Genomic DNA, 21,140 nt, shown 5'->3' on the forward strand with positions numbered 1-21,140 from the left:
ACCGGTTCATCGGGCCACCCGCCGTTTCGACCAGGTGCGGCAGAAATCCTCCTTCCTCGCGGCATCAGCAATCTGCGCGGTACTCCAATGCCGGGTGATCCAGATTGTCAGTGCGGTACTGCTGAGATGCCAGCGCAGCATGTCGTGCCTTGGCTGCCGCATCAGGTGGCGGCGTGCAACCCAGAACGCTTCGCGCTCGACATCAGTCGCCTTCTTCAACGCTTCAGGATCGAAGAACCGCGTCGTGAAGCTCCAGGGATTCATCGGCTGGTATCCCGCCCGCGGTTCGCTGCTGCACGCGGCCACACCACTGGGCGTGCGGTCGGCCAAGTTCGGCCGGCCTTCCACCAGCGCCAACCCGAGCAGGTACAGCAGGCCAGGCAGCAGCGCGATGCCGGCGACCAGCATGACGACGCAGATCCATGCTTTGCCGGCGGCACGCATCGCTCTACTGCGCCTTTGGTTTCGCGTACCACAGTGCGTTGACGATGACCCAGCGCTGGTCGAAGCGCCCCATGTGGAAGTAGTCGACGAACCATGGGGTTTCCAGTCGCACCGAGGCGGCGTTGCCGGTCACGTCCAGCACCGTGCAGCGGCGGTCCCATTGATCCTTCGGGGTCTTCAACGCGCCCTGCTTCGTCAGCGCCACCAGTTCTTCCTTCGACATGCGGCGCAGGCCCAGGCGTTCGTCGGGCGTATCGCCGAGGACCGCGCGCTTGGCCAGGTCCGGGTGCAGGGAGCGGGCGACGCGCTGCGGGTCGGCTTCCAGCTGGCCGTCGACGTAGTCGTGGCAGGTGGCTTCAATGGCCTCGAGGGTGGCCGGATCGGCAGTGGGGCTCGTTGCTGCGGAAAGAGCGAACAGCAGGGCAATCGTGGACATCCGGGGCTCCAGCTCTGGGCGCGGGGTGATCATGGCATGGGCCAAGTGGCCCATCCACGCATGGCGTGGATCTACAGAAGCGTCTCGGCCGGTTCCTGCAGCCAGGCCAGCTTGCGTTCGCGCGGCTGCTGCTTGAGCTGCCACTCGGCCCGCGAGGCGGCAGCCCGGTCCGGGTACTCGCGCACGGCCAGCACGCGCAGCGGCGGCCGCGCCCGGGTGTAACGCGCGCCCTTGCCGGCCTGGTGGGCGGCGAAGCGCGCGTCCACGTCGGTGCTGATGCCGGCGTAATAGCTGCCATCCCGGCATTCGAGCAGGTACAGGAACCACGGGCGGAGGGACGGGGCCATGCCCGGATTATGCCGTGCTGCACTGCAGCGGATATACTGGCGCCCGAATGCAGGAGAGAGGCGCCGCGCTGGCGCCCGCCGAAGGCGCAGGCTCCCATGATCGCTCAGGCCGGTGGGCTGGAATCCCACCAACCATGCATTCGACTCGCCGAGCTGGAGAGAGGTCACCGGGCACGCCCGGGACGATCCGCCGAAGGGGCACGCGGCCTACGCCGCTGAACTCTCAGGCAAAAGGACAGCGGGAGCGGCACCGGTCATCGTCATCCCGTCATTGCGCAGGCAGTGGCGGTAGTCGCGCATGGCCGGCCCCACCGCGCCCGGAGCCTGTCCCATGCTGCTGTCCATCATCTACCTGATCGCCATTTCCGCCGAAGCCATGACCGGCGCGCTGTCCGCCGGCCGCCGCCGCATGGACCTGTTCGGGGTGGTCATGATCGCCTGTGTCACCGCCCTCGGGGGCGGTTCGCTGCGCGACATCCTGCTCGGCCACTACCCGTTGGGCTGGGTGAAGCATCCCGAGTACCTGGGCTTCACCGTGTGCGCGGCGCTGATCGCCACCTGGGTGGCGCGCTGGATGCACCACTTCCGCCGCACCTTCCTGGTGCTCGATGGCCTGGGCCTGATCGCCTTCACCCTGATCGGCTGTTCGATCGCGCGCGAGGCCGGCCATGCCATGCCGATCGTGCTGATCGCCGGCATGCTGACCGGCGCGTTCGGCGGCGTGCTGCGCGACATTCTCTGCAACGAGGTGCCGCTGATCTTCCAGAAGGAGCTGTACGCGATCATCGCGCTGCTGACCGGCGCGGCCTACCTGTTGCTGCTGCACTGGGGCGTGGCCGACGCCACCGCGATCCTGTGCTGCCTCGGCGGCGGCTTCGCGCTGCGCCTGCTGGCGATCCACTACCGCTGGGAAATGCCGAAGTTCGTCTATCACGACGAAGTGCATTGATTGTTTGTCGGTAGTGTCGGCCGCTGGCCGGCAACACGGCACACGCCCGCAGATTCCGGCAGGTTGCCGGCCAGCGGCCGGCACTACCGAATGCGTTGCATGACCATGGTCATACGGCATTGGCCGGGGTGATTGGCTACCATTGTCACCCCGTCGCTGCCGCGACGGCATCCAGCCACGCCGCGCCCGCGGCCCCGCCAGACAACTCCCTCCCCGCTGCCCGTGGTGCCGGAACGCGCCGACGGGCCCGCATGTCCCTGCGCGCGCAGGGCGCAGGATGCCCCATGTCTGTCGCCGAAAATTCCCGCTTCCGTCGTGCCCGCCTGTTGTGGGCGGTGCTGGCCATCGCCCTCGCCGCCCTTCTGGCGTGGTGGCTGTGGTCCCGGAATGGTGCCGGCAGCAGCGACGATGCACCCGGCAAGACGGTGCCCGTGCGCATCGCCCGCGCCAGCGCCGAGCCGCTGGTGCTGCGCCTGAAGGCGGTCGGTACGGTCACCCCGCTGCATAGCGTGGTGGTACGCAGCCGCGTGGATGGCGAACTGCTACGGCTGCATTTCCAGGAAGGCCAGCAGGTGAAGGCCGGCGATCTGCTGGCGCAGATCGACCCGCGCCCGTATGAAGTGAAGCTGGCACAGGCGCAGGGTACCCAGCAGCAGAATCTGGCCGAGCTGGAAAACGCCGAGCGCCAGCTGCAGCGCTACCGCGAACTGCAGAAGCAGAACTACGTGTCCGGGCAGGAACTGAGCGACCAGCAGAGCAAGGTGCGCCAGCTGCAGGGCCGCCGCCTCAGCGATCAGGCGTCTGTTGATGAAGCGCGCCTGCAGCTGCAGTACACCCGCATCACCGCGCCGGTCAGTGGCCGCGTCGGGCTGCGCCGGTTGGACGTGGGCAACCTGGTGCGCGCCAGCGATGCCGAAGGCCTGGTGACGCTGGCGCAGACCGCGCCGATCAGCGTGCTGTTCACCGTGCCCGAACCCGAGCTGCCTGCGCTGCTCGATGCCGTGCAGGCGCAACCGGCACTGGCGGTGGAAACCTGGGACCGCGAAGAACGCCGGCAGCTGGCCCGCGGCTCGCTGTCCAGCGTCGACAACCGCATCGATACCACCACCGGCACGTTGAAACTGCGTGCGCACTTCGACAACCACGATCTGGCGCTGTTCCCCAACCAGTTCGTCAACGTCCGCCTGCAGCTGGGCGAGCAGCCCGCGCTGCTGATTCCCGATGCCGCCGTGCAGTTCGGCAGCCAGGGCAACTACGTGCATATCGTCGACAAGGACAGCAAGGCACAACGCCGCACCGTGGTGCTCGGTCCAGCCGATGATGGACGCGTGGCCGTGCGCTCCGGGCTGGCCGCAGGGGACAAGGTGGTGATCGAAGGCATCGACGGGCTGGAAGACGGCACGGCGGTGGAGATCATCACCGAGGAGGCCGCGACCAAGGCCGGCGCATGAACCTCTCGCGCCCGTTCATCCTGCGCCCGGTCGCAACGACTCTCCTGATGGTGGCGCTGCTGCTGTCCGGCGTGCTGGCCTATCGCCTGCTGCCGGTGGCGGCGCTGCCGCAGGTCGATTACCCGATCATCCAGATCACCACGCTGTATCCGGGGGCCAGCCCCGAACTGACCACACGCACCATCACCGCACCGCTGGAGCGCCAGCTCGGGCAGATTCCCGGCCTGAAACAACTGTCGTCGACCAGTTCCGGTGGCGCCTCGGTCATTACCCTGCAGTTCGGGCTGGAGGTGTCGCTGGGTGTGGCCGAGCAGGACGTGCAGGCCGCCATCAACGCGGCGGGCAGCTTCCTGCCCGACGACCTGCCGGTGCCGCCGGTGTACCGCAAGGTCAACCCCGCCGACACCCCCATCCTGACCTTGGCGGTTACCTCGCAAGGCCTGTCGCTGCCGCAGGTGCACGATCTGGTGGATACGCGCATTGCCCAGCGCCTGGCGCAGTTGCCCGGCGTCGGCCTGGTCAGCCTGGCCGGTGGCCAGCGCCCGGCGGTGCGCATCCAGGTCAATCCAGCGGCGCTGGCCGCCAACAACCTGGGCATGGACCACATCCGCACCGCCATCGCCGCCGCCAACGTCAACCTGCCCAAGGGCAGTTTCGACGGCCCGATCCGCGCGGTGATGCTCGATGCCAACGATCAGATGCGCAGCGTGGATGAGTACCGTGCCCTGGTACTGGCCTGGCGCGACGGCGCACCGCTGCGGCTGGGCGATGTAGCCACCATTACCGATGGCGCCGAGAACCGGCAGCTGGCCGCCTGGAGCGGTACCACGCCGGCAGTGCTGGTGAACATCCAGCGCCAGCCCGGCGCCAACGTGATCGCCGTGGTCGAGCAGGTGCGTACGCTGCTGCCGCAGCTGCAGGCCACGCTGCCCGCCGGCGTGCAGATGAATGTACTGAGCGACCGTACCGAATCGATCCGCGCGTCGGTGCGCGGCGTGCAGAAAGAACTAGTACTGGCCATCGGCCTGGTAGTGCTGGTCACCTGGGTGTTCCTGCGCAATCTGCCGGCCACGCTCATTCCCAGCGTCGCGGTACCGCTGTCGCTCATCGGCACCTTTGCGGTGATGCTGCTGGCCGGCTACTCGCTCAACAACCTCACGCTGATGGCGCTGACCATCGCCACCGGCTTCGTGGTGGACGATGCCATCGTGATGCTGGAGAACATCGCCCGCCATCTGGAGGAAGGTGAAAGCCCCCGCGATGCAGCGCTGAAAGGCGCAGCCGAGATCGGCTTCACCCTGGTGTCGCTGACTGTTTCGCTGATCGCGGTGCTGATCCCGCTGCTGTTCATGGCCGGCCTGGTGGGTGCACTGTTCCATGAGTTCGCAGTGACACTGGCTGTAGCCATCGGCATTTCGCTGGTGGTCTCGCTGACGCTGACGCCGATGCTGTGCGCGCGGTTCCTGAAGCCGCACGCGAAGACTGCACATGCGCCCGATGTCTTCGACCGCGTCATCGGCCTCTACGACCGCCAGCTGCGCTGGGTGCTGCAGCGCCAGCCGCTGATGCTGCTGGCCACCGTTGCCACCCTCGCACTGACCGTGGCGCTGTACTTCGCCGTGCCCAAGGGCTTCTTCCCGGTGCAGGATGCCGGCCTGGTGCAGGGCATCAGCGAGGCACCACAGGCGATCTCGTTCCAGGCCATGCGCGAGCGCCAGCAGGCGCTGTCCACGGCCATCGAAGCAGACCCGGCGGTGGCCAGTGTGTCCTCCTACATCGGCGTGGACGGCAACAACGCCACGCTCAATACCGGCCGCCTGCTGATCGAGCTGAAACCGCACGGCGACCGCGATAGCGCCGCCGTAGTGATGGCGCGCCTGCAACAGCGCGTGTCGAAGATCCCCGGCATCACCCTGTACCTGCAGCCGGTACAGGAGCTGGGCATCGAAGACCGCATCAGCCGCACCCAGTACCAGTTCACCCTGACCACGCCGGATCTTGAAACACTGGAACGCTGGACCCCGAAGCTGCTGCAGGCGCTACGCCAGCAACCTGCACTGCGCGATGTCGCCAGCGATCTGCAGATGCAGGGCCGGCAGGCGCGCGTGGCGATCGACCGCGATGCGGCGGCGCGCCTGGGCGTAAGCGTGGAAGCAGTAGCCGATGCGCTGTACGACGCCTATGGGCAGCGCCAGATTTCGACCATCTTCACCCAGGCCAGCCAGTACCGGGTGGTGCTGGAGGCCGATCCTTCACGACAGCCCGGGCCGGAGGCGATCACGGGCCTGCGTGTGCGCAGCAGCAGTGGGCAGACCGTGCCGCTGGGTGCGGTGGCACGCGTGGATCTGGGCCCGACCGCCCTGCTGCGCAACCATGTCGGCCAGTTCCCGGCGGCCACGCTGTCGTTCAACCTTGCCCCGGGCGCATCACTGGGCGAAGCGGTGGAGGCTGTGCACGCCGCGCGCGCACAGGTGAACCTGCCGCAGAGCATCGAACTTCGCCTGCAGGGTGCCGCAGCGGCCTTCAGCAGCTCGCTGTCGTCCACACTGTGGCTGATCCTGGCTGCGGTGGTGGTGATGTACATCGTGCTGGGCGTGCTCTACGAGAGCTTCATCCACCCCATCACCATCCTCTCCACCCTGCCCTCGGCCACCGTCGGTGCGCTGGCGGCACTGTGGGTAAGCGGACGCAGCCTGGACCTGATCGCGGTGATCGGCATCGTGCTGCTGATCGGCCTGGTGAAGAAGAACGCGATCATGATGATCGACTTCGCGCTGGACGCGCAGCGCACACGCGGCATGTCACCGCGCGAGGCGATCCATCAGGCCGCGCTGCTGCGCTTCCGGCCGATCCTGATGACCACGCTGGCCGCGCTGTTCGGCGCAGTGCCGCTGATGCTGGCCAGTGGTTCCGGCGCCGAGCTGCGGCAGCCACTGGGCTGGGTGATGGTGGGGGGGCTGCTGGTCAGCCAGGTACTGACCCTGTTCACCACGCCGGTGATCTACCTGGCCTTTGATCGCCTGCAGCGTGGCCGTGCGACGTCCCCGGTGGCCGTTGACGAGGCGCGCGCGTGACCCCCATCGCGCGCCTGGCGCAGGCCTGCGTGCAGCGCCCGGTAGCGACGATCCTGCTGGCGGTGGCGCTGGTGCTGGCCGGCCTGCTGGCATTGCGCCTGTTGCCGGTGGCGCCGCTGCCGCAGGTCGATTACCCGGCCATTGAAGTCAGTGCCAGCCTGCCCGGCGCCTCGCCCGAGTCGATGGCAGCCACCGTCGCCACGCCGCTGGAGCGCGCACTGGGCAGCCTGCCCGGCATCTCACGCATCGACTCGGCCAGCACCCAGGGCCAGACCCAGATCGAACTGAAGTTCGTACTCGGCCGCGACATCGATGAGGCAGCGCGTGAAGTGCAGGCCGCCATCAATCTTGCACGCGGGCAGTTGCCCAGTGGTATGCCCGGCATGCCGCAGTACCGCAAGGTCAATCCCTCACAGGCACCGATCCTGGCGCTGGCACTGACCTCGGACACGCGTTCGCCAGGCCAGCTGTATGACCTGGCCTCCACCGTGCTGGCGCAGAAGCTGTCGCAGGTACCGGGCGTGGGCGAAGTGCAGGTGGGCGGCAGCGCCTTGCCCGCCGTGCGTGTCTCGCTGGACCCGAATGCACTGAACCATGCAGGCCTGGCGCTGGAGGACGTGGCCCAGGCCATCGGCCTCGCCAACGCCATGCGCCCGCTGGGTGCCGTGGGCGATGACCGCCAGCAGTGGCAGCTGGAAGCGCCGCTGCAGCTGCGCCAGGCCGCGCAGTACCGCGAACTGGCTCTGAAGGTGAGCGACGACCGCACGCTGCGGCTGGGCGATGTCGCCGCCGTTGCCGATGGCGTGGAAGACCGTTACGCCAGCGGCTTCCACAACGAACGCCCCGCCGTGCTGCTGATCGTCAGCCGCCAACCCGGCGCCAACATCATCGCCGCCGTTGATGCCATCCAGGCGCAGCTACCGCAACTGCATGCGCTGTTGCCCTCCGGCGTGGACATGCGGCTGGTGATGGACCGCTCGCCGGTGATCCGCGCCACCCTGCACGAAGCAGAGCTCACGCTGGTGCTGGCGATCGTGCTGGTGGTGCTGGTGGTGCTCGGCTTCCTCGGCCACTGGCGTGCAGCGCTGGTGCCCAGCGTGGCGATTCCGGTGGTGCTGTTCGGCACGCTGGCGCTGATCGCGCTGATGGGCTTCTCGCTCAATACGCTTTCATTGATGGCGCTGATCGTCGCCGCCGTGCTGGTGGTGGACGATGCCATCGTGGTGCTGGAGAACATCGCCCGCCATCGCGAACTGGGCGCCGACCGCTGGCAGGCGGCAGTACGGGGTGCATCGGAAGTCGGTGCCACGCTGCTGTCGATGAACGTTGCACTGGCCGTGGTGTTCGTCTCCATCCTATTCCTGGACGACTTCGTCGAACGCCTGTTTCGCGAATTCTCGTTGACCCTGGTGGCGGCCATGACGGTCTCTGTGCTGGTCGCGCTGAGCCTGGTGCCGATGCTGTGCGCACGATTGTTCGTGGATGCCGCACAGCAACCCTCGCGTTGGCAGCGCGGCAGCAACGCACTGTTCGAGCGCCTGCGCGGCGCCTACCTGCGCACCCTGCAGGCCAGCCTGCGCCGGTTGCGCTGGCCGCTGCTGGCGTTCGTGGCCGTGATCGCCCTCAACGCCTGGTTGTTCCAACAGGTGCCCAAGGGCATCGTGCCCAAGCAGGACACCGCGCAGCTGCGTGGCTTCGCGCGCGGCGATGACGGCCTGTCCTTCCAGGCCATGCAACCGAAGATCGATGCGTACAGGAAGCTGTTGCTGTCCGATCCGGCCATCGAGGACATCATCGGCTACATCGGTGGCAGCAACGGGGTCAACAACGCCTTCATCATGATCAAGATGAAGCCGCTGGCCGAGCGCAAGGTGTCCAGCCAGCAGGTGATCGACCGCCTGCGCGCGCGGCTGCCCAAGCTGCCCGGCGGCAATCTCTATCTGTGGGTGGACCAGGACATCCGCCTGGAGGGCGCCGGCAGCAGCGGCAAGTACGAGTTCCAGCTGCTTTCAGCCGATACAGCGCCCCTGCGCGAATGGGCACCGAAGGTGGCTGCCGCCCTGCGTGGCCTGCCCGAACTGGTTGACGTGGAAGCACAGGGTGAAGCGGGCATGCGCCAGGTGGTGCTGGATATCGACCGCGAAGCAGCCGCGCGCCACGGCGTGGACCTGCGCACGGTGGCCAACATGCTCAACAACTCCTTCAGCCAGCGCCAGGTCGCCACGCTGTACGACAGCCTCAACCAGTACCGCGTGGTGATGGAGCTGGACCCGAAGCACACCCAGGACCCGGGCACGCTGTCACGCCTGCAGGTGATCGATGGCAACGGCCAGCGCATTCCGCTGTCGAGCATCGCCAGCTGGCGCTATGGCATGGCACCGGACCGGGTGTACCACAGCGAGCAGTTCGCCTCGATCTGGATCGAGTTCGCACTGGCACCGGGCGTAGGATTGGAACAGGCCACGCTGGCGATCGATGGTGCGATGTCGAAACTGATGCTGCCGCGTTCGGTCCAGGGAAAACTGTCCGGTGAAGCCGGCGGGCTGGATCAGCTGCGCGCGCGCCAGCTATGGCTGGTGCTGGGCGCCACGCTGGCGGTCTACCTGGTGCTGGGCATCCTCTACGAGAGCTTCCTGCAGCCGCTGGTGATCCTGTCCACCCTGCCCTCGGCCGGTGTCGGTGCGCTGCTGGCGCTGTGGCTGTTCGGCAACGAACTGAACCTGATCGCCCTGCTCGGCCTGTTCCTGCTGGTGGGCGTGGTGATGAAGAACACCATCCTGCTGGTGGATTTCGCGCTGGCCGGCGAGCGACGCGGGCTGAGCGCGCAGGATTCAGTGATGGAAGCCGCACGGTTGCGCCTGCGGCCGATCCTGATGACCTCGCTGGCAGCGCTGCTGGGCACGCTGCCGCTGATGCTGGCCAATGGCGAAGGCTGGGAGCTGCGGCAACCGCTGGGCATTGCGATTGTCGGAGGTTTGCTGGTCAGCCAGTGGCTGACGCTGTACACGACCCCGGCGATGTATCTGGCGTTGGCGAGGATTCGGGCGAAGCAGTGAATGTGGGGCGGGGAATTCATCCACGCGTGGCGTGGATCTACCGTCAATGCCGCACGACGAACCCGCCGGACCGGCCGCTGGATGGCGCCTGCAGCTCCTCGTTGAAGGCTGCCTTGATGGCCTCGACCACCACGTCACGGTCCATGCCCTCACTGGTCACCAGCGCGTCGGCAACGTGCTGGGCAACGTCGGCAAGAATTCGCCCCCAGGCACGTTCTTCGCGGATGTCGGGGCGATCCTCGTACAGCCCCACTTTCAATGATGCATGCAGCCCGCGCTCAGCGATCCACACGCGAATCATCTCGACCGAAGATTCGTCGCGTTGGGCAGCTTCAGGGATGATCAGTTCTTTCATGGCGGCAGCCGCAAGGAGAAGTGATCGCGTTGTGGCCCACATCCATGCATGGCGTGGATCTACTGCGGACCTTGAGTAGAGTCGAGCTTGCTCGACTGCCGTTGGTGCACGTTTTTCCGCAGTCGAGCAAGATCGACTCTACGTGTCCAAGGCGGATCATCGCACTGTGCGGACTGGACCACTTGGCGTGCCGGGTGCGACCCGACGGGCCCGCGACAAATGTGGCCTCCAGCGGGTCGTAGCCGTCATTGCCGGGGACGGCGAATCGTCCACGCATGGCGTGGATCTACTGCCACCCCGGCGATGTACCTGGCGCTGTCGCTCATGCGCAGCGCCAGGCGCATCGCCGGTGCAGATGGGCCGGTCTCCAACTCCGACCGGCCCTGATCGCGGCCGCACCCCCGCAGGCGCTGGCCGCCATCCACACACGTGCCGCACTCAGGCGGCTTCCATCAAGCTGCTTCGGACACCTTCACGTCGCGACGGGCGCGCACGGCCGCAGCCAGTCGCTCCAGCACCGTCACGGTGGTGTCCCAGTCGATGCAGCCATCGGTGATGCTCTGCCCATAGACCAGCGGCTGGCCTTCCACCAGTTCCTGGCGGCCACCGACCAGATGGCTCTCGATCATCACGCCAACGATGCGCTGTTCGCCGTCTTCCAGCTGAACGGCGATGTCCTCGATCACCTTCGGCTGGTTCTCCGGGTTCTTCAGGCTGTTGGCATGGCTGGCGTCGATCATCAGACGCGTCGGCAACTTGGCCTTGGCCAGCACCTGGCAGGCCTCGGCAACACTGCCTGCGTCGTAGTTCGGTTGCTTGCCGCCGCGCAGGATCACATGGCAATCCGGGTTGCCGGTGGTCGACACGATGGCGGTACCGCCCTGCTTGGTGACCGACAGGAAGTGATGCGGATTGGACGCGGCACCCACCGCGTCAGCGGCGATCTTCACGTTGCCATCGGTGCCGTTCTTGAAGCCGACCGGGCACGACAGCCCCGACGCCAGCTCGCGATGCACCTGGCTTTCGGTGGTGCGTGCGCCGATGGCGCCCCATGCCACCAGGTCGGCGATGTACTGCGGCGAGATCACGTCGAGGAATTCGACACCGGCCGGCAGGCCGAGTTTGTTGATGTCGCGCAGCAGGCCGCGGGCGATGCGCAGGCCCTTGTCGATCCTGAAGCTGCCGTCCAGGTCCGGGTCGTTGATCAGGCCCTTCCAGCCCACCGTGGTGCGCGGCTTCTCGAAGTACACGCGCATGACGATTTCAAGTTCTCCGGCCAGCGCGTCACGCAGCGGCTTCAGGCGCTGGGCGTATTCAATGGCAGCGTTCGGGTCGTGGATCGAGCACGGGCCAACCACCACCGCCAGGCGGTCGTCACGGCCATGCAGGATCTGGTGCAGGGCCGCGCGCGAGGCGCTGACGGTGTCGGAGGCTTCATCGTCACAGGGCAGCATCGCCAGCAGCTGGGCAGGCGGTGTCAGCGGTTCGATGGTGCGGATACGCAGGTCGTCGGTGTGCGGGGGCATTGCAGGAGATCTCCGGAACGTTGGGGGTCCCCAGCGTGGCGGCATGAAAAAAGCCGCCAGGTTCGCTGGCGGCTTTCGGGAATGCGTCTGAAGCTTTCTTCAGGGTGAGCGCAGTCCTTCCTCCGCCAGTGGCTTCGGAAAGTAATACCAGTAAAAGCTGGTGGGGGCTGCGTTCATGGGATCTATTGATAGCACAGCTTTTGCGCAGTGCAAAATGTTTCATCCGCAACTGGGGACGCGGTTCAGCGAGGTGCGCACCAGCCATGCCTACGCGGCGGCAGCCACGCGAAGTTGCTCATTTACCATGCACTTCCACGTCCAGCAGCAGGCCCTCATGGATGTCGGCCCAGCGCTCCAGCACGCGATCCAGTTCCTGCCGGGCTTCGTCCAGCTGCTCGGGGTTGAGCAGGGAACGCGCGGTGTAGAGGTCGGAAACCAACCGCCGCAGGGCCGATTCCGGGATGGCCACCGACGGCCCCTCCAGGCCCGGCAACTGCAACGCCGGGCTGTCGCCAAGAGGGCCGAACAGCGTGACCTGGAGCGTGCTCTGCATGATCAACTTCCCTGCGGATGGACATGGGCAATGCACTGTTTACCGTGTCTGGGTGACAGGCGCATGTGCCTCCCATGCCGAGGCCCGGGATCTGCCGGCGTCTGCCGCCCCGCTACAGGGCGGCCAGGTCGGCCAGGTGCTGGGCCATGCTGTCCATCGCGCCTACCGCATGGGTGGTGGTGAAGTACGCATGCCAGCCGGTCGCGGCGATGCCGGCCACCAGCGCATCGACCTCCTCGCGGCTTGCACAGCGCCAGACCGCATAGAACTGCTCATCGCTGCCGTGCGGTACGTCCGTGGCAATGCGGCCCATCGCCAGCGGCGTGATGCGGGCTGGATCGAACTGCTGCATGCCGGCGCCAATACGGGCGAAGAAGGCATTCCGCTGCTCGGGCGGGAGTGCGGTCCAGGCAGGTGTGGCGGTGTAGAGCTCGATGAAGGTGTGCGACATGGTGGTTCTTCCTTGAGGTTTACGAGGTTGCGGGGTTGCGGGGTTGCCGGCCAGCGGCCGGCACTACCGGAACGAGCGCAATGCGCGTTTGCGGATGTAGGCGTTGGCGTCGCTGTGGCGCTCGTGCTGCCAACGCGTGCACAGCTCGCGCAGCCACTGCGGCTGAGTCTTGCCGGCGTCATTGAGCCAGTTGCCGACCGAATCCTGCACATAGCGCTCCGGGTCGTCAGCCAGTGCTTCCAACATGGGTAACGCAAGTTCCGGATGCTGCTTGAACAGTGCGATATGCGTGGCCCAGACACCGCGTGGGCGAAGCGCTTCACAGGCGAAGCGACGCAGGTACGGCGATGTTTCCTGTGTCCAGGGTTGCAGGTACTCAAGCGCCTGCATCGGCGCGGCAACGATGTCCGTGCGTAGCGCCAGCCACGCCCATTCGCGCACACCGAAGTGTGGGTCATCGGCCAGCGTGCGCATCTGCTGCAGCTTCTCTGCCAACGTTGCGCGGGCATCGCTGCCGACCAGATAGCAGGCCCAGCCACGCACGGTATCGGAGCTGTGATCCTGCCAGAACTCAGGCGCACCCTGCCCCGCCTCACGCAGCAGTTGCGCGGCCAGGGCCATGCGCAGCGTGATGCCCTTCTTGCCTGAGGCATCCCGCATGCGTTGCAGCGCTTCCGGTGCAGGCGCAGGCGCCACCACCTGCAGCAACGCGGCGAAATCCACTGCCAGGCATTCGGCCAGATGGGTGGTGGCAACGCGACCGGTGTTGAGTTCATGCAGGCGTTGCGCCGCAATCGCCGGGCTCATGCTGCAGACTCTCGTCCAGCATCGGTGTGCTGCCAGACCTTGTGCAGCAACCGCGACAGCTGCTGCTGTTCATCGGTATCCAGACCATTGAACAGGCCACCGATCCACTGTGTGTGCTGGTCAAACAGTGTCTCGGCCAAGCGTTTTCCCCGTGCGGTCAATACGATCTGCAGGCGACGGCCATCCCCAGCATCGCTGCGACGCTGCAGCAGTTCTTCGCGCTGCAGGCCATCGAGCAGGCCGCTGATGGTGGCGCGGGTCACGCCTGCGCGTTCGGCCAGCTCGTGGGGCGACAACGTGCCACCGGCCCCATGCAGCAGGAACAGCACGATGAAGCGACCCTCACTGAGCCCGTGTGGCGCCAGCCGGGTGGCGCAATCGTGGTCGATGGACGACGACAACGAGAGCAGCTGGAAGCACAGGCGCAGCTGCGCGACGTTGGCGTGGCCGCGTCGCTGCGCCTCATCCATCAGGGCATGGTGCTTGGTTTCGATCATCTCGTGATGAGCATATGATTAGGCGCCTAATCATATGCCATCCCCTTCGGCGTGGCTACCAGTCCATCACCTTCGCCGCCGGCCCGGGATGCGACGGGAACAACGGCAGTACCTCCTCGGCCAGCTCCTGCAGCACCTCGCCGGCAGGCCGCTCGGCGAACTGGATCCCCAGTGCGGCATGGTTGACGCCGGCCCGCTGCCAGGCCTGCAGCAGATCGATCAGACCCTTGCGGCCGGTGCGCAGGGTGAAGCCACCCCGCAGCGGCATGCGTGGATGATCCGGATCGTCCACCAGGTCGATCCATTCGTTGGTCATGTGCGGACGGAAGCCGCCGTCCGGAATCAGCGCGCGCCAGGCGCCGATCTTCGCGGCCAGCCGCTGCGGACCAGCGTTGTCATGGGTGGCCTCTGGGTAGGTCAGCCAGCCATCGGCATGCTGGCCGATCCATTCCAGTGGCTGGCGTGCGCCACCGGTGACGATCAGCGGAACGCGGCCACTGACCGTGGGCGGCAGCAACTGCACGCCCTGCCCGGCACCGGCATGTGTCATCCGCCCATCCGTGCCCGGTTGCAGCCAACGGCGCATCTCGTTCATTGCGGTGGCGAAACGCTCTCCGCGCGCCGCGTGCTCCAGTCCATAGGCAGGGAACTCCAGCGGTCGATCACCGGACGCCACACCCATCACCAGCCGCCCACCGGACAGCTGATCGATCGACGCCGCGGCCTTGGCCAGATCGATCGGATGGCGCAGTGGCAGCACCACGCTGCCGGTGGCCAGGGCCACGCGCTGTGTGCGCGCTGCCAGCCACGCAAGGTAGGTGAATGGATCGAACAGCTGCCCCGCATCGCCGAACAACGGATCGAACAGCGGTACGTCACGCACCCATACCGCAGCGAAGCCATGGCGGTCGATCTCCTCCACCAGCCGCGCCTGGCCCTGCAGCACGGCCATGTCGCCCTGGTAGAAGCGCAGCGGCAGGTAGATGCCCAGGGTCAGCGCGTCGGCGCGGAACATGCGCTGGTAGCCCGGATGCGTGGCAAAGACCGGCGCCGACGCGCCCGGCACTGCAATGGTATCGTTCATATGCGTCGCCTCCTTACGGTCCGGTGGCCGGCTCGGGCAGCTGCACGCCGCGCTGTACCGCAGGGCGTGCGGCAACCCGTGCGTACCACGCATCCAGATGGCGATGCCGCGACAAATCGATGTCGATGATGCGGGCGATGTGCAGCCAGCCGAAGTGGGCGATGTCGGCAATCGAGTAGTGATCGCCAGCCAACCACTCGCGTCCCTGCAGGCGCTGGTCGAGTACGCCGAACAGCTCGTCGCTCAGGCGGCGGTAGCGTTCGATTGCCGCGGAATCGGGCTGTTGTGCGAAATGCTCGAAGTGCACGCGCTGGCCGAGGATCGGGCCGACGCTGGCGGCATGGAACATCAGCCAGGTCAGCGTCTCCCAGCGCGCAGCCGGTTCGGAAGGCAGCAACGCATTGCCCTGTTCGGCCAGGTACATCAGGATCGCCGCCGACTCGAAGACAACGATGCCGCGCGCGCGATCTTCCAGCACGGGAATGCGGCCATGCGGGTTGAGCCGCAGGAAGTCGGGATGGCGATGTTCGCCATCGGCGATGTGGACGTGGTGAAGGCGATAGGGAAGACCCAGCTCTTCCAGTGCGATGGTGGCCTTGAAGCCATTGGGAGAACTGTCGGAGTACAGGTGCAGCGAAGGTTCGTTCATGGGAATCCTGGACGCAGGGAGCGACGGCATGCACCGGCCGTTGAAGGTGGCCGGGCGATGCGGGAACGGGCGCTGCAGCAGCCGTGCAGGCAGTCTAGGAAGGGCCTGAGTCGCGGGGAAACGATGTCTTCTGCACGGGGAGTTGAGCGGGGCTCAACGTGCGCGACGCGCGCGCGACAGGCTGCAGTGCGGTCGATATGCTGTCGCAGCGCGGCGCGTGCCGACGCGGTTACAGGAGAGTGGAGATGGGTGCGGTGCTGCCGCTGCTGAGCCTGCGGGCCTTCGTTGAAACCGGCCGACATGGCAGCCTGACCGCTGCCGCCGATGCGATGGGGGTGACACCTGGTGCAATCAGCCAGCAGCTTCGACAGCTGCAGGAGCGGCTGGGCGTGAGCCTGTTCGACCGCACCCGGCATGGCGTGGTGCTCAGTGCAGCCGGCGCGCGCGTGTATCCGGAGCTGCTGCAGGCCTTCGATCAGATCGCACAGAGCCTGCAGACACTCGAACGCTGGGAAACACGGTGCACGCTACGCATCAGCGCGGCACCGAGCTTCGCCGCACAGTGGTTGGCGCCGCGACTGGGCGGGTTCAGTGCGTTGCATCCGCAGGTGGACGTTCAGCTGGACTCGAGCGCGGCGTTGGTCGACCTGCGCCGCGACGGCGTGGACATCGCGATCCGTCATGGACTGGGCCGCTACCCTGGCCTGCATGCCGAGCATCTTCTGGCGCCGGTACTGCTGCCGGTGGCCAGTCCAGCATTGTTGGCCGGCGCACCGACGGTCAGCTCGGTACAGGATTGCCTGCAGCTGCCGCTGCTGCAGGACGCCGACCGCAGCGACTGGCGGCTGTGGTTCCAGGCACTGGATCTGCCCGTCGATGAACGACTGGAGCGCGGCCCTGCGTTCGATGACGACCTGTTGCTGATCCGCGCGGCGGTGGCCGGGCAAGGCATCGCCCTGGTGCGCGACATCCACGCGGCCGAAGAACTCGCCAATGGCCGGCTGCAGGTGGTGATCGACCAGCCCTGGCCACAGGCCTTCGCCTACTACGCGGTGACGCGTGCGGACGGCGAGGCCAACGCTGCGATACCTGCTTTCATGACCTGGTTGCATGCAGCACTGATGACGCCGCAGGAAGCAGGCACACACACCCTGCAGGACGCAGGATAAGTCGCTCGAAAAGCGATGCCATTGCAGCCGGCCACAAAAAAACCCCGCCTTGCGGCGGGGTTTTTCATTGCGGGGCGAACGTGGGGACTTAGAAGTCCATGCCGCCCATGCCACCCATGCCGCCCATGCCACCGGCGCCACCCATGGCCGGCTCGTCCTTCTTCGGAGCTTCGGCAACCATGGCTTCGGTGGTGATCATCAGGCCAGCGATCGAGGCCGCGTTCTGCAGCGCCGAACGGGTCACCTTGGTCGGGTCCAGGATGCCGAACTGCAGCATGTCGCCGAACTCGCCGGTGGCGGCGTTGTAGCCGAAGCTGCCGGTGCCTTCCTTGACCTTGTTGATGATGACCGACGGTTCTTCACCGGCGTTGGCCACGATTTCGCGCAGCGGGGCTTCCATCGCGCGCAGGGCGATCTGGATGCCGTGGTTCTGGTCTTCGTTGGCACCCTTCAGGCCGGCCAGTGCGGTGACCGCACGGACCAGGGCCACGCCGCCGCCCGGGACCACGCCTTCTTCAACGGCTGCACGGGTGGCGTGCAGGGCGTCGTCGACGCGATCCTTCTTTTCCTTCATTTCGATTTCGGTCGAAGCACCGACCTTGATCACGGCAACGCCACCGGCCAGCTTGGCCACGCGTTCCTGCAGCTTCTCGCGGTCGTAATCCGAGGAGGTGTCCTGGATCTGGGTCTTGATCTGGCCGACGCGTGCGTCGACGGCAGCCTTGTCACCCACGCCATCGATGATGGTGGTGTTTTCCTTGGAGACCTGCACCTTCTTGGCGCGGCCCAGGTCCTTGATGGTGGCCTTTTCCAGCGACAGGCCCACTTCTTCGGAGATCACGGTGCCGCCGGTCAGCACGGCCATGTCTTCCAGCATCGCCTTGCGACGGTCGCCGAAGCCCGGAGCCTTGACGGCCACGACCTTGACGATGCCACGGATGGTGTTGACCACCAGGGTCGCCAGCGCTTCGCCTTCAACTTCTTCGGCAACGATCAGCAGCGGCTTGCCGGCCTTGGCGACGCCTTCCAGCACCGGCAGCAGGTCACGGACGTTGGAGATCTTCTTGTCGTGCAGCAGGATGAACGGGTCATCCAGGTCAGCGGTCTGCGACTGCTGGTTGTTGATGAAGTACGGGGACAGGTAGCCGCGGTCGAACTGCATGCCCTTGACCACGTCCAGCTCGTTGTCCAGGCCCGAGCCTTCTTCAACGGTGATCACGCCTTCCTTGCCGACTTCCTTCATCGCGTCAGCGATGATCTGGCCGATCGACTCGTCCGAGTTGGCCGAGATGGTACCGACCTGGGCAATCGCCTTGTCGTCGGCGGTCGGCTTGGAGATGGTCTTCAGCTCGGCAACGGCGGCCACGACGGCCTTGTCGATACCACGCTTGAGGTCCATCGGGTTCATGCCGGCGGCAACAGCCTTGGCGCCTTCGCGGATCAGGGCCTGGGCCAGCACGGTGGCGGTGGTGGTGCCGTCGCCAGCGTCGTCGTTGGTGCGGGAAGCAACTTCCTTCACCATCTGCGCACCCATGTTCTCGAACTTGTCAGCCAGTTCGATTTCCTTGGCGACGGAGACGCCGTCCTTGGTGATGGTCGGTGCGCCGAAGCTCTTTTCCAGCACGACGTTGCGGCCCTTCGGGCCCAGGGTGGCCTTGACGGCATTGGCGAGAACGTTGACGCCGCGCACCATGCGCGAACGGGCGTCTTCACCGAAACGAATATCCTTGGCAGCCATTGCAATTACCTCATTGGTAGCGCCGGACGATGCCCGGCGGCTGGGATTTGGGGATCAGGTTGAAACAGGTCGCACCGAGGCTCAGCCGATGACGGCGAGCACGTCGTCTTCGCGCAGGACCTTGTACTCGACGCCTTCGCTCTTGTAAGAGCTGCCGGCGTACTGGCCGTAGATGACCTTGTCGCCGACCTTCAGCGACGGCGCGCGCACGCTGCCGTTGTCCAGCGGCTTGCCCGGGCCGACGGCCACGACTTCACCCTTGGTGGACTTTTCCTTGGCCGAATCCGGAATGACGATGCCACCGGCGGAGATTTCGTCGGCTTCGATCGGCTTGACCACAACGCGGTCGTGCAGCGGCTTTATGCTCATGAGAGACCTCTTAAGTTATTGATTGGTCTGAAAAAGTCTGGCGATGTTAGCACTCACCCCAGGTGACTGCCAGCATTGCTCGCGAAAAAGCCCGATGAATCGGGAGCAGGACAGAGATGGAGCTGGCCCCGGACCTTTCAAGGCCGCTCGCGGAAAAAATTTCTCTGCCCCGGGCCCACTCGATCTGCGCCCATGTGAAGGCCTGGATGCCGGTGCAACGCGGCAACCCTGTCTCTGGAATCCTCGACTTTTGGTGACTCGCGTCGCACTGTCAGATATCTGACGTTCATTTACGACAAAGTGTCACTGGATCGGCCTTAGGCTCGGCCGCGCATTCCCAATCACAAGGAGTAGTCGATGCGATTGCTGTCCCCGCTTGCCGCCGCCTGCCTGCTGGCGCTGGCCGCCGCGCCGGCCCAGGCCGAAGTCTTCATCAACGAACTGCACTACGACGACAGCACCGCCGCCGGTGACGTCGGCGAAGCCATCGAAGTGGTCGCTACCGCGGGCGAGGACCTGTCCGGCTACCGCCTCTATCTCTACAACGGCAGCAATCCTTCGGCCGCCACGGTCTACGCCAACAATCCGGTCCCGGCCGGCACCGCCGCGGGTTGCGGCAGCGCCACCCTGGCCGTGGTCAGCTACCCGACCAACGGCCTGCAGAACGGTCCGAACGACGGCATCGCCCTGGTCGATGCCAGCGGCAAGGTGGTCCAGTTCCTCAGCTACGAGGGCGCCATCACCGCCTCCGGTGGCCCTGCCGCCGGCATGACCAGCCAGAACATTCCGGTGGCCGAGACCAACAGCACGGCCCCGGGCACCTCGCTTCAGCTTGCCGGCAGCGGCAGCCAGTACGCCCACTTCACCTGGGCCGAATCGGCCAAGCAGACGTTTGGCAGCTGCAACAACGGCCAGACCTTCAGCGGGGGTGGCACCCCGGGCCAGAACACGCCGCCGTCGGTCTCCACCACCACCCCGGCGCAGGGCAGCAGCACCTTCCCGGCCGCCGCCGACCTGGAAGTGGTGTTCAGCGAGACGGTGAACCTGGCCAGCGGCGCCTTCGCCCTGAGCTGCGGCACCTCCGGCAGCGTGCCGTTGACCTACCCGGCCAGCGGCCGCAGCGTGAAGCTGTCCACCAACACCGCGCTGGTGGCCGGTGAAGCCTGCCGCTTCGACATCCGCGCCGCGCGCATCACCGACCTGCAGGGGGCGCACCCCGCCGCCGACAGCCGCATCGCCTTCACCGTGGCCAGCACCGGCGGCAATCCGGACCCGGGCAACCCGGGCGTGCCGGCCGGTTACTACTCCAAGGTCAATACCAGCAGCCCCAGCCAGCTGCGCTGCTCGCTGCACGCCACCATCAAGGGCCACACCGCCTACCCGTACAGCGGCTCGGGCACCAGCACCTGGACCATCCTGGAAATCGCCGACGAGGATCCGAACAACAGCGGCAGGATCCTGGATGCGTACCGCAACCGCAGCTACGCCAAGGTGACCGACCGCGCCGGCAGCGGCGGCGGCCTGAAGTACAACCGCGAGCACACCTGGCCGAACTCGCTGGGCTTTGCCAGCACCACCGGCGACAAGGGCCTGCCGTACGCGCCGTACACCGACACCCACATGCTGTACCTGACCGACGCGCAGTGGAACGCCGACCGTGGCAACAAGCCGTTCGGCAAGTGCGACGCCAACTGCGGCGAACGCGCCACCGAGGCCAACAACGGCCAGGGCGGCGGCAGCGGCGGCTACCCGGGCAACTCCAACTGGGTGCGCACGCCGGACGGTAACACCGGCACCTTCGAGGTGTGGGGCAAGCGCAAGGGCGACATGGCGCGTGCGGTGATGTACATGGCGATCCGCTACGAGGGCGGCAAGGATGCGGCCACCGGCCAGTCCGAGCCGGACCTGGAGCTGACCGACGACCGCAGCAGGATCGTCAAGACCAGCAGTTCGCCGGCCTACATGGGCCTGCTCTCGACGCTGATCGACTGGCACCTGTCCGATCCGCCGGATGATGCCGAGCGTGCCCGCAACGACGTGATCTACAGCTTCCAGGGCAACCGCAACCCGTTCATCGACCACCCCGAGTGGGCCACCCCGGCCCTGTTCACCTCGGCCAAGCCGGCCACCTGCCAGCTGGCCAACTGACCGCGCAACGCAGCGGTCCATTGCCGCCGCCGGGCCC

At 66.5% G+C, this 21,140-nt stretch carries 19 protein-coding genes and 2 riboswitches; of the genes, 6 read left to right on the top strand and 13 right to left on the bottom strand.

All coding sequences use genetic code 11. From position 1 onward, the window contains the following. Window positions 1–6 precede the first annotated feature (6 nt). The 3 genes from ACZK3W_RS19695 to ACZK3W_RS19705 all read right to left on the bottom strand — a co-directional run bounded on the left by ACZK3W_RS19695 (window position 7) and on the right by ACZK3W_RS19705 (window position 1,227). Entirely contained in the window at window positions 7–444 is a 438-nt protein-coding gene (locus tag ACZK3W_RS19695) for a hypothetical protein (protein WP_121504292.1), read from the bottom strand. 4 nt (window positions 445–448) lie between these two features. Next, window positions 449–880 carry a nuclear transport factor 2 family protein gene (locus tag ACZK3W_RS19700; RefSeq protein ID WP_293794626.1) on the bottom strand — a complete coding sequence of 144 codons (432 nt, stop codon included), beginning with the start codon at window positions 878–880 and terminating at the stop codon, window positions 449–451. A 71-nt stretch (window positions 881–951) separates the two neighbouring features. After that, a complete protein-coding gene (locus tag ACZK3W_RS19705) occupies window positions 952–1,227 on the bottom strand; it encodes a GIY-YIG nuclease family protein (protein WP_032129686.1) in 276 nt (91 codons plus the stop codon). A 40-nt stretch (window positions 1,228–1,267) separates the two neighbouring features. Beyond that, a riboswitch (glycine riboswitch) is annotated at window positions 1,268–1,357 on the top strand. 13 nt (window positions 1,358–1,370) lie between these two features. Continuing rightward, window positions 1,371–1,474: riboswitch (glycine riboswitch) on the top strand. 84 nt (window positions 1,475–1,558) lie between these two features. Here ACZK3W_RS19705 and ACZK3W_RS19710 point away from each other — a divergent pair. The 4 genes from ACZK3W_RS19710 to ACZK3W_RS19725 all read left to right on the top strand — a co-directional run bounded on the left by ACZK3W_RS19710 (window position 1,559) and on the right by ACZK3W_RS19725 (window position 9,757). Then, window positions 1,559–2,176: a trimeric intracellular cation channel family protein gene (locus tag ACZK3W_RS19710; protein WP_005411215.1), complete on the top strand. Its 618-nt coding sequence runs from the start codon at window positions 1,559–1,561 to the stop codon at window positions 2,174–2,176. A gap of 284 nt (window positions 2,177–2,460) precedes the next feature. Beyond that, window positions 2,461–3,627: an MdtA/MuxA family multidrug efflux RND transporter periplasmic adaptor subunit gene (locus ACZK3W_RS19715; protein WP_125892169.1), complete on the top strand. Its 1,167-nt coding sequence runs from the start codon at window positions 2,461–2,463 to the stop codon at window positions 3,625–3,627. After that, window positions 3,624–6,701, top strand: coding sequence for a multidrug efflux RND transporter permease subunit (locus tag ACZK3W_RS19720; RefSeq protein WP_293794628.1), 3,078 nt, complete (start codon window positions 3,624–3,626; stop codon window positions 6,699–6,701). The genes ACZK3W_RS19715 and ACZK3W_RS19720 overlap by 4 nt, the downstream gene beginning before the upstream one ends. Continuing rightward, the gene (locus ACZK3W_RS19725; protein ID WP_293794629.1) at window positions 6,698–9,757 is read left to right on the top strand and encodes an efflux RND transporter permease subunit; all 3,060 of its coding nucleotides are present in this window, start codon (window positions 6,698–6,700) and stop codon (window positions 9,755–9,757) included. The genes ACZK3W_RS19720 and ACZK3W_RS19725 overlap by 4 nt, the downstream gene beginning before the upstream one ends. Before the next feature lie 43 nt (window positions 9,758–9,800). Here ACZK3W_RS19725 and ACZK3W_RS19730 read toward each other — a convergent pair whose 3' ends face one another. The 8 genes from ACZK3W_RS19730 to ACZK3W_RS19765 form a co-directional block, all read right to left on the bottom strand. Then, window positions 9,801–10,112, bottom strand: coding sequence for a DUF5076 domain-containing protein (locus ACZK3W_RS19730; protein WP_080356512.1), 312 nt, complete (start codon window positions 10,110–10,112; stop codon window positions 9,801–9,803). Window positions 10,113–10,564: 452 nt separating this feature from the next. Then, window positions 10,565–11,638: a 3-deoxy-7-phosphoheptulonate synthase gene (locus ACZK3W_RS19735; protein WP_049462798.1), complete on the bottom strand. Its 1,074-nt coding sequence runs from the start codon at window positions 11,636–11,638 to the stop codon at window positions 10,565–10,567. A gap of 295 nt (window positions 11,639–11,933) precedes the next feature. Then, entirely contained in the window at window positions 11,934–12,191 is a 258-nt protein-coding gene (locus ACZK3W_RS19740) for a hypothetical protein (protein WP_005414620.1), read from the bottom strand. A gap of 112 nt (window positions 12,192–12,303) precedes the next feature. Next, window positions 12,304–12,642: a DUF6616 family protein gene (locus tag ACZK3W_RS19745; protein ID WP_049400985.1), complete on the bottom strand. Its 339-nt coding sequence runs from the start codon at window positions 12,640–12,642 to the stop codon at window positions 12,304–12,306. Window positions 12,643–12,705: 63 nt separating this feature from the next. Then, window positions 12,706–13,449, bottom strand: a complete 744-nt coding sequence (locus tag ACZK3W_RS19750; protein WP_125892161.1) for a DNA alkylation repair protein — start codon at window positions 13,447–13,449, stop codon at window positions 12,706–12,708. After that, entirely contained in the window at window positions 13,446–13,946 is a 501-nt protein-coding gene (locus ACZK3W_RS19755) for a MarR family winged helix-turn-helix transcriptional regulator (protein WP_293794630.1), read from the bottom strand. The genes ACZK3W_RS19750 and ACZK3W_RS19755 overlap by 4 nt, the downstream gene beginning before the upstream one ends. 55 nt (window positions 13,947–14,001) lie before the next feature. Next, on the bottom strand, window positions 14,002–15,030 hold the full coding sequence (locus tag ACZK3W_RS19760; protein ID WP_293794631.1) for an LLM class oxidoreductase: 1,029 nt from the start codon (window positions 15,028–15,030) through the stop codon (window positions 14,002–14,004). 13 nt (window positions 15,031–15,043) lie between these two features. Continuing rightward, window positions 15,044–15,679, bottom strand: a complete 636-nt coding sequence (locus tag ACZK3W_RS19765; RefSeq protein ID WP_049462802.1) for a glutathione S-transferase family protein — start codon at window positions 15,677–15,679, stop codon at window positions 15,044–15,046. Window positions 15,680–15,924: 245 nt separating this feature from the next. Between ACZK3W_RS19765 and ACZK3W_RS19770 the strand changes: the two genes are divergently transcribed. Next, the gene (locus ACZK3W_RS19770; protein WP_293794632.1) at window positions 15,925–16,848 is read left to right on the top strand and encodes a LysR substrate-binding domain-containing protein; all 924 of its coding nucleotides are present in this window, start codon (window positions 15,925–15,927) and stop codon (window positions 16,846–16,848) included. Window positions 16,849–16,936: 88 nt separating this feature from the next. On the opposite strand, the gene groL is transcribed toward ACZK3W_RS19770, so the two are convergent. Further along, window positions 16,937–18,586 (bottom strand): chaperonin GroEL, encoded by a 1,650-nt coding sequence (gene groL / locus ACZK3W_RS19775; RefSeq protein WP_014038666.1) that lies wholly within the window; start codon window positions 18,584–18,586, stop codon window positions 16,937–16,939. A gap of 81 nt (window positions 18,587–18,667) precedes the next feature. Further along, window positions 18,668–18,955, bottom strand: a complete 288-nt coding sequence (locus ACZK3W_RS19780) for a co-chaperone GroES (RefSeq protein WP_006396661.1) — start codon at window positions 18,953–18,955, stop codon at window positions 18,668–18,670. 357 nt (window positions 18,956–19,312) lie between these two features. On the opposite strand from ACZK3W_RS19780, the gene ACZK3W_RS19785 reads away from it, so the two are divergent. Then, window positions 19,313–21,103, top strand: a complete 1,791-nt coding sequence (locus ACZK3W_RS19785) for an endonuclease (protein ID WP_293794633.1) — start codon at window positions 19,313–19,315, stop codon at window positions 21,101–21,103. Window positions 21,104–21,140: the final 37 nt, after the last annotated feature.

The organism is Stenotrophomonas sp. 80084_Sma (assembly GCF_056481995.1).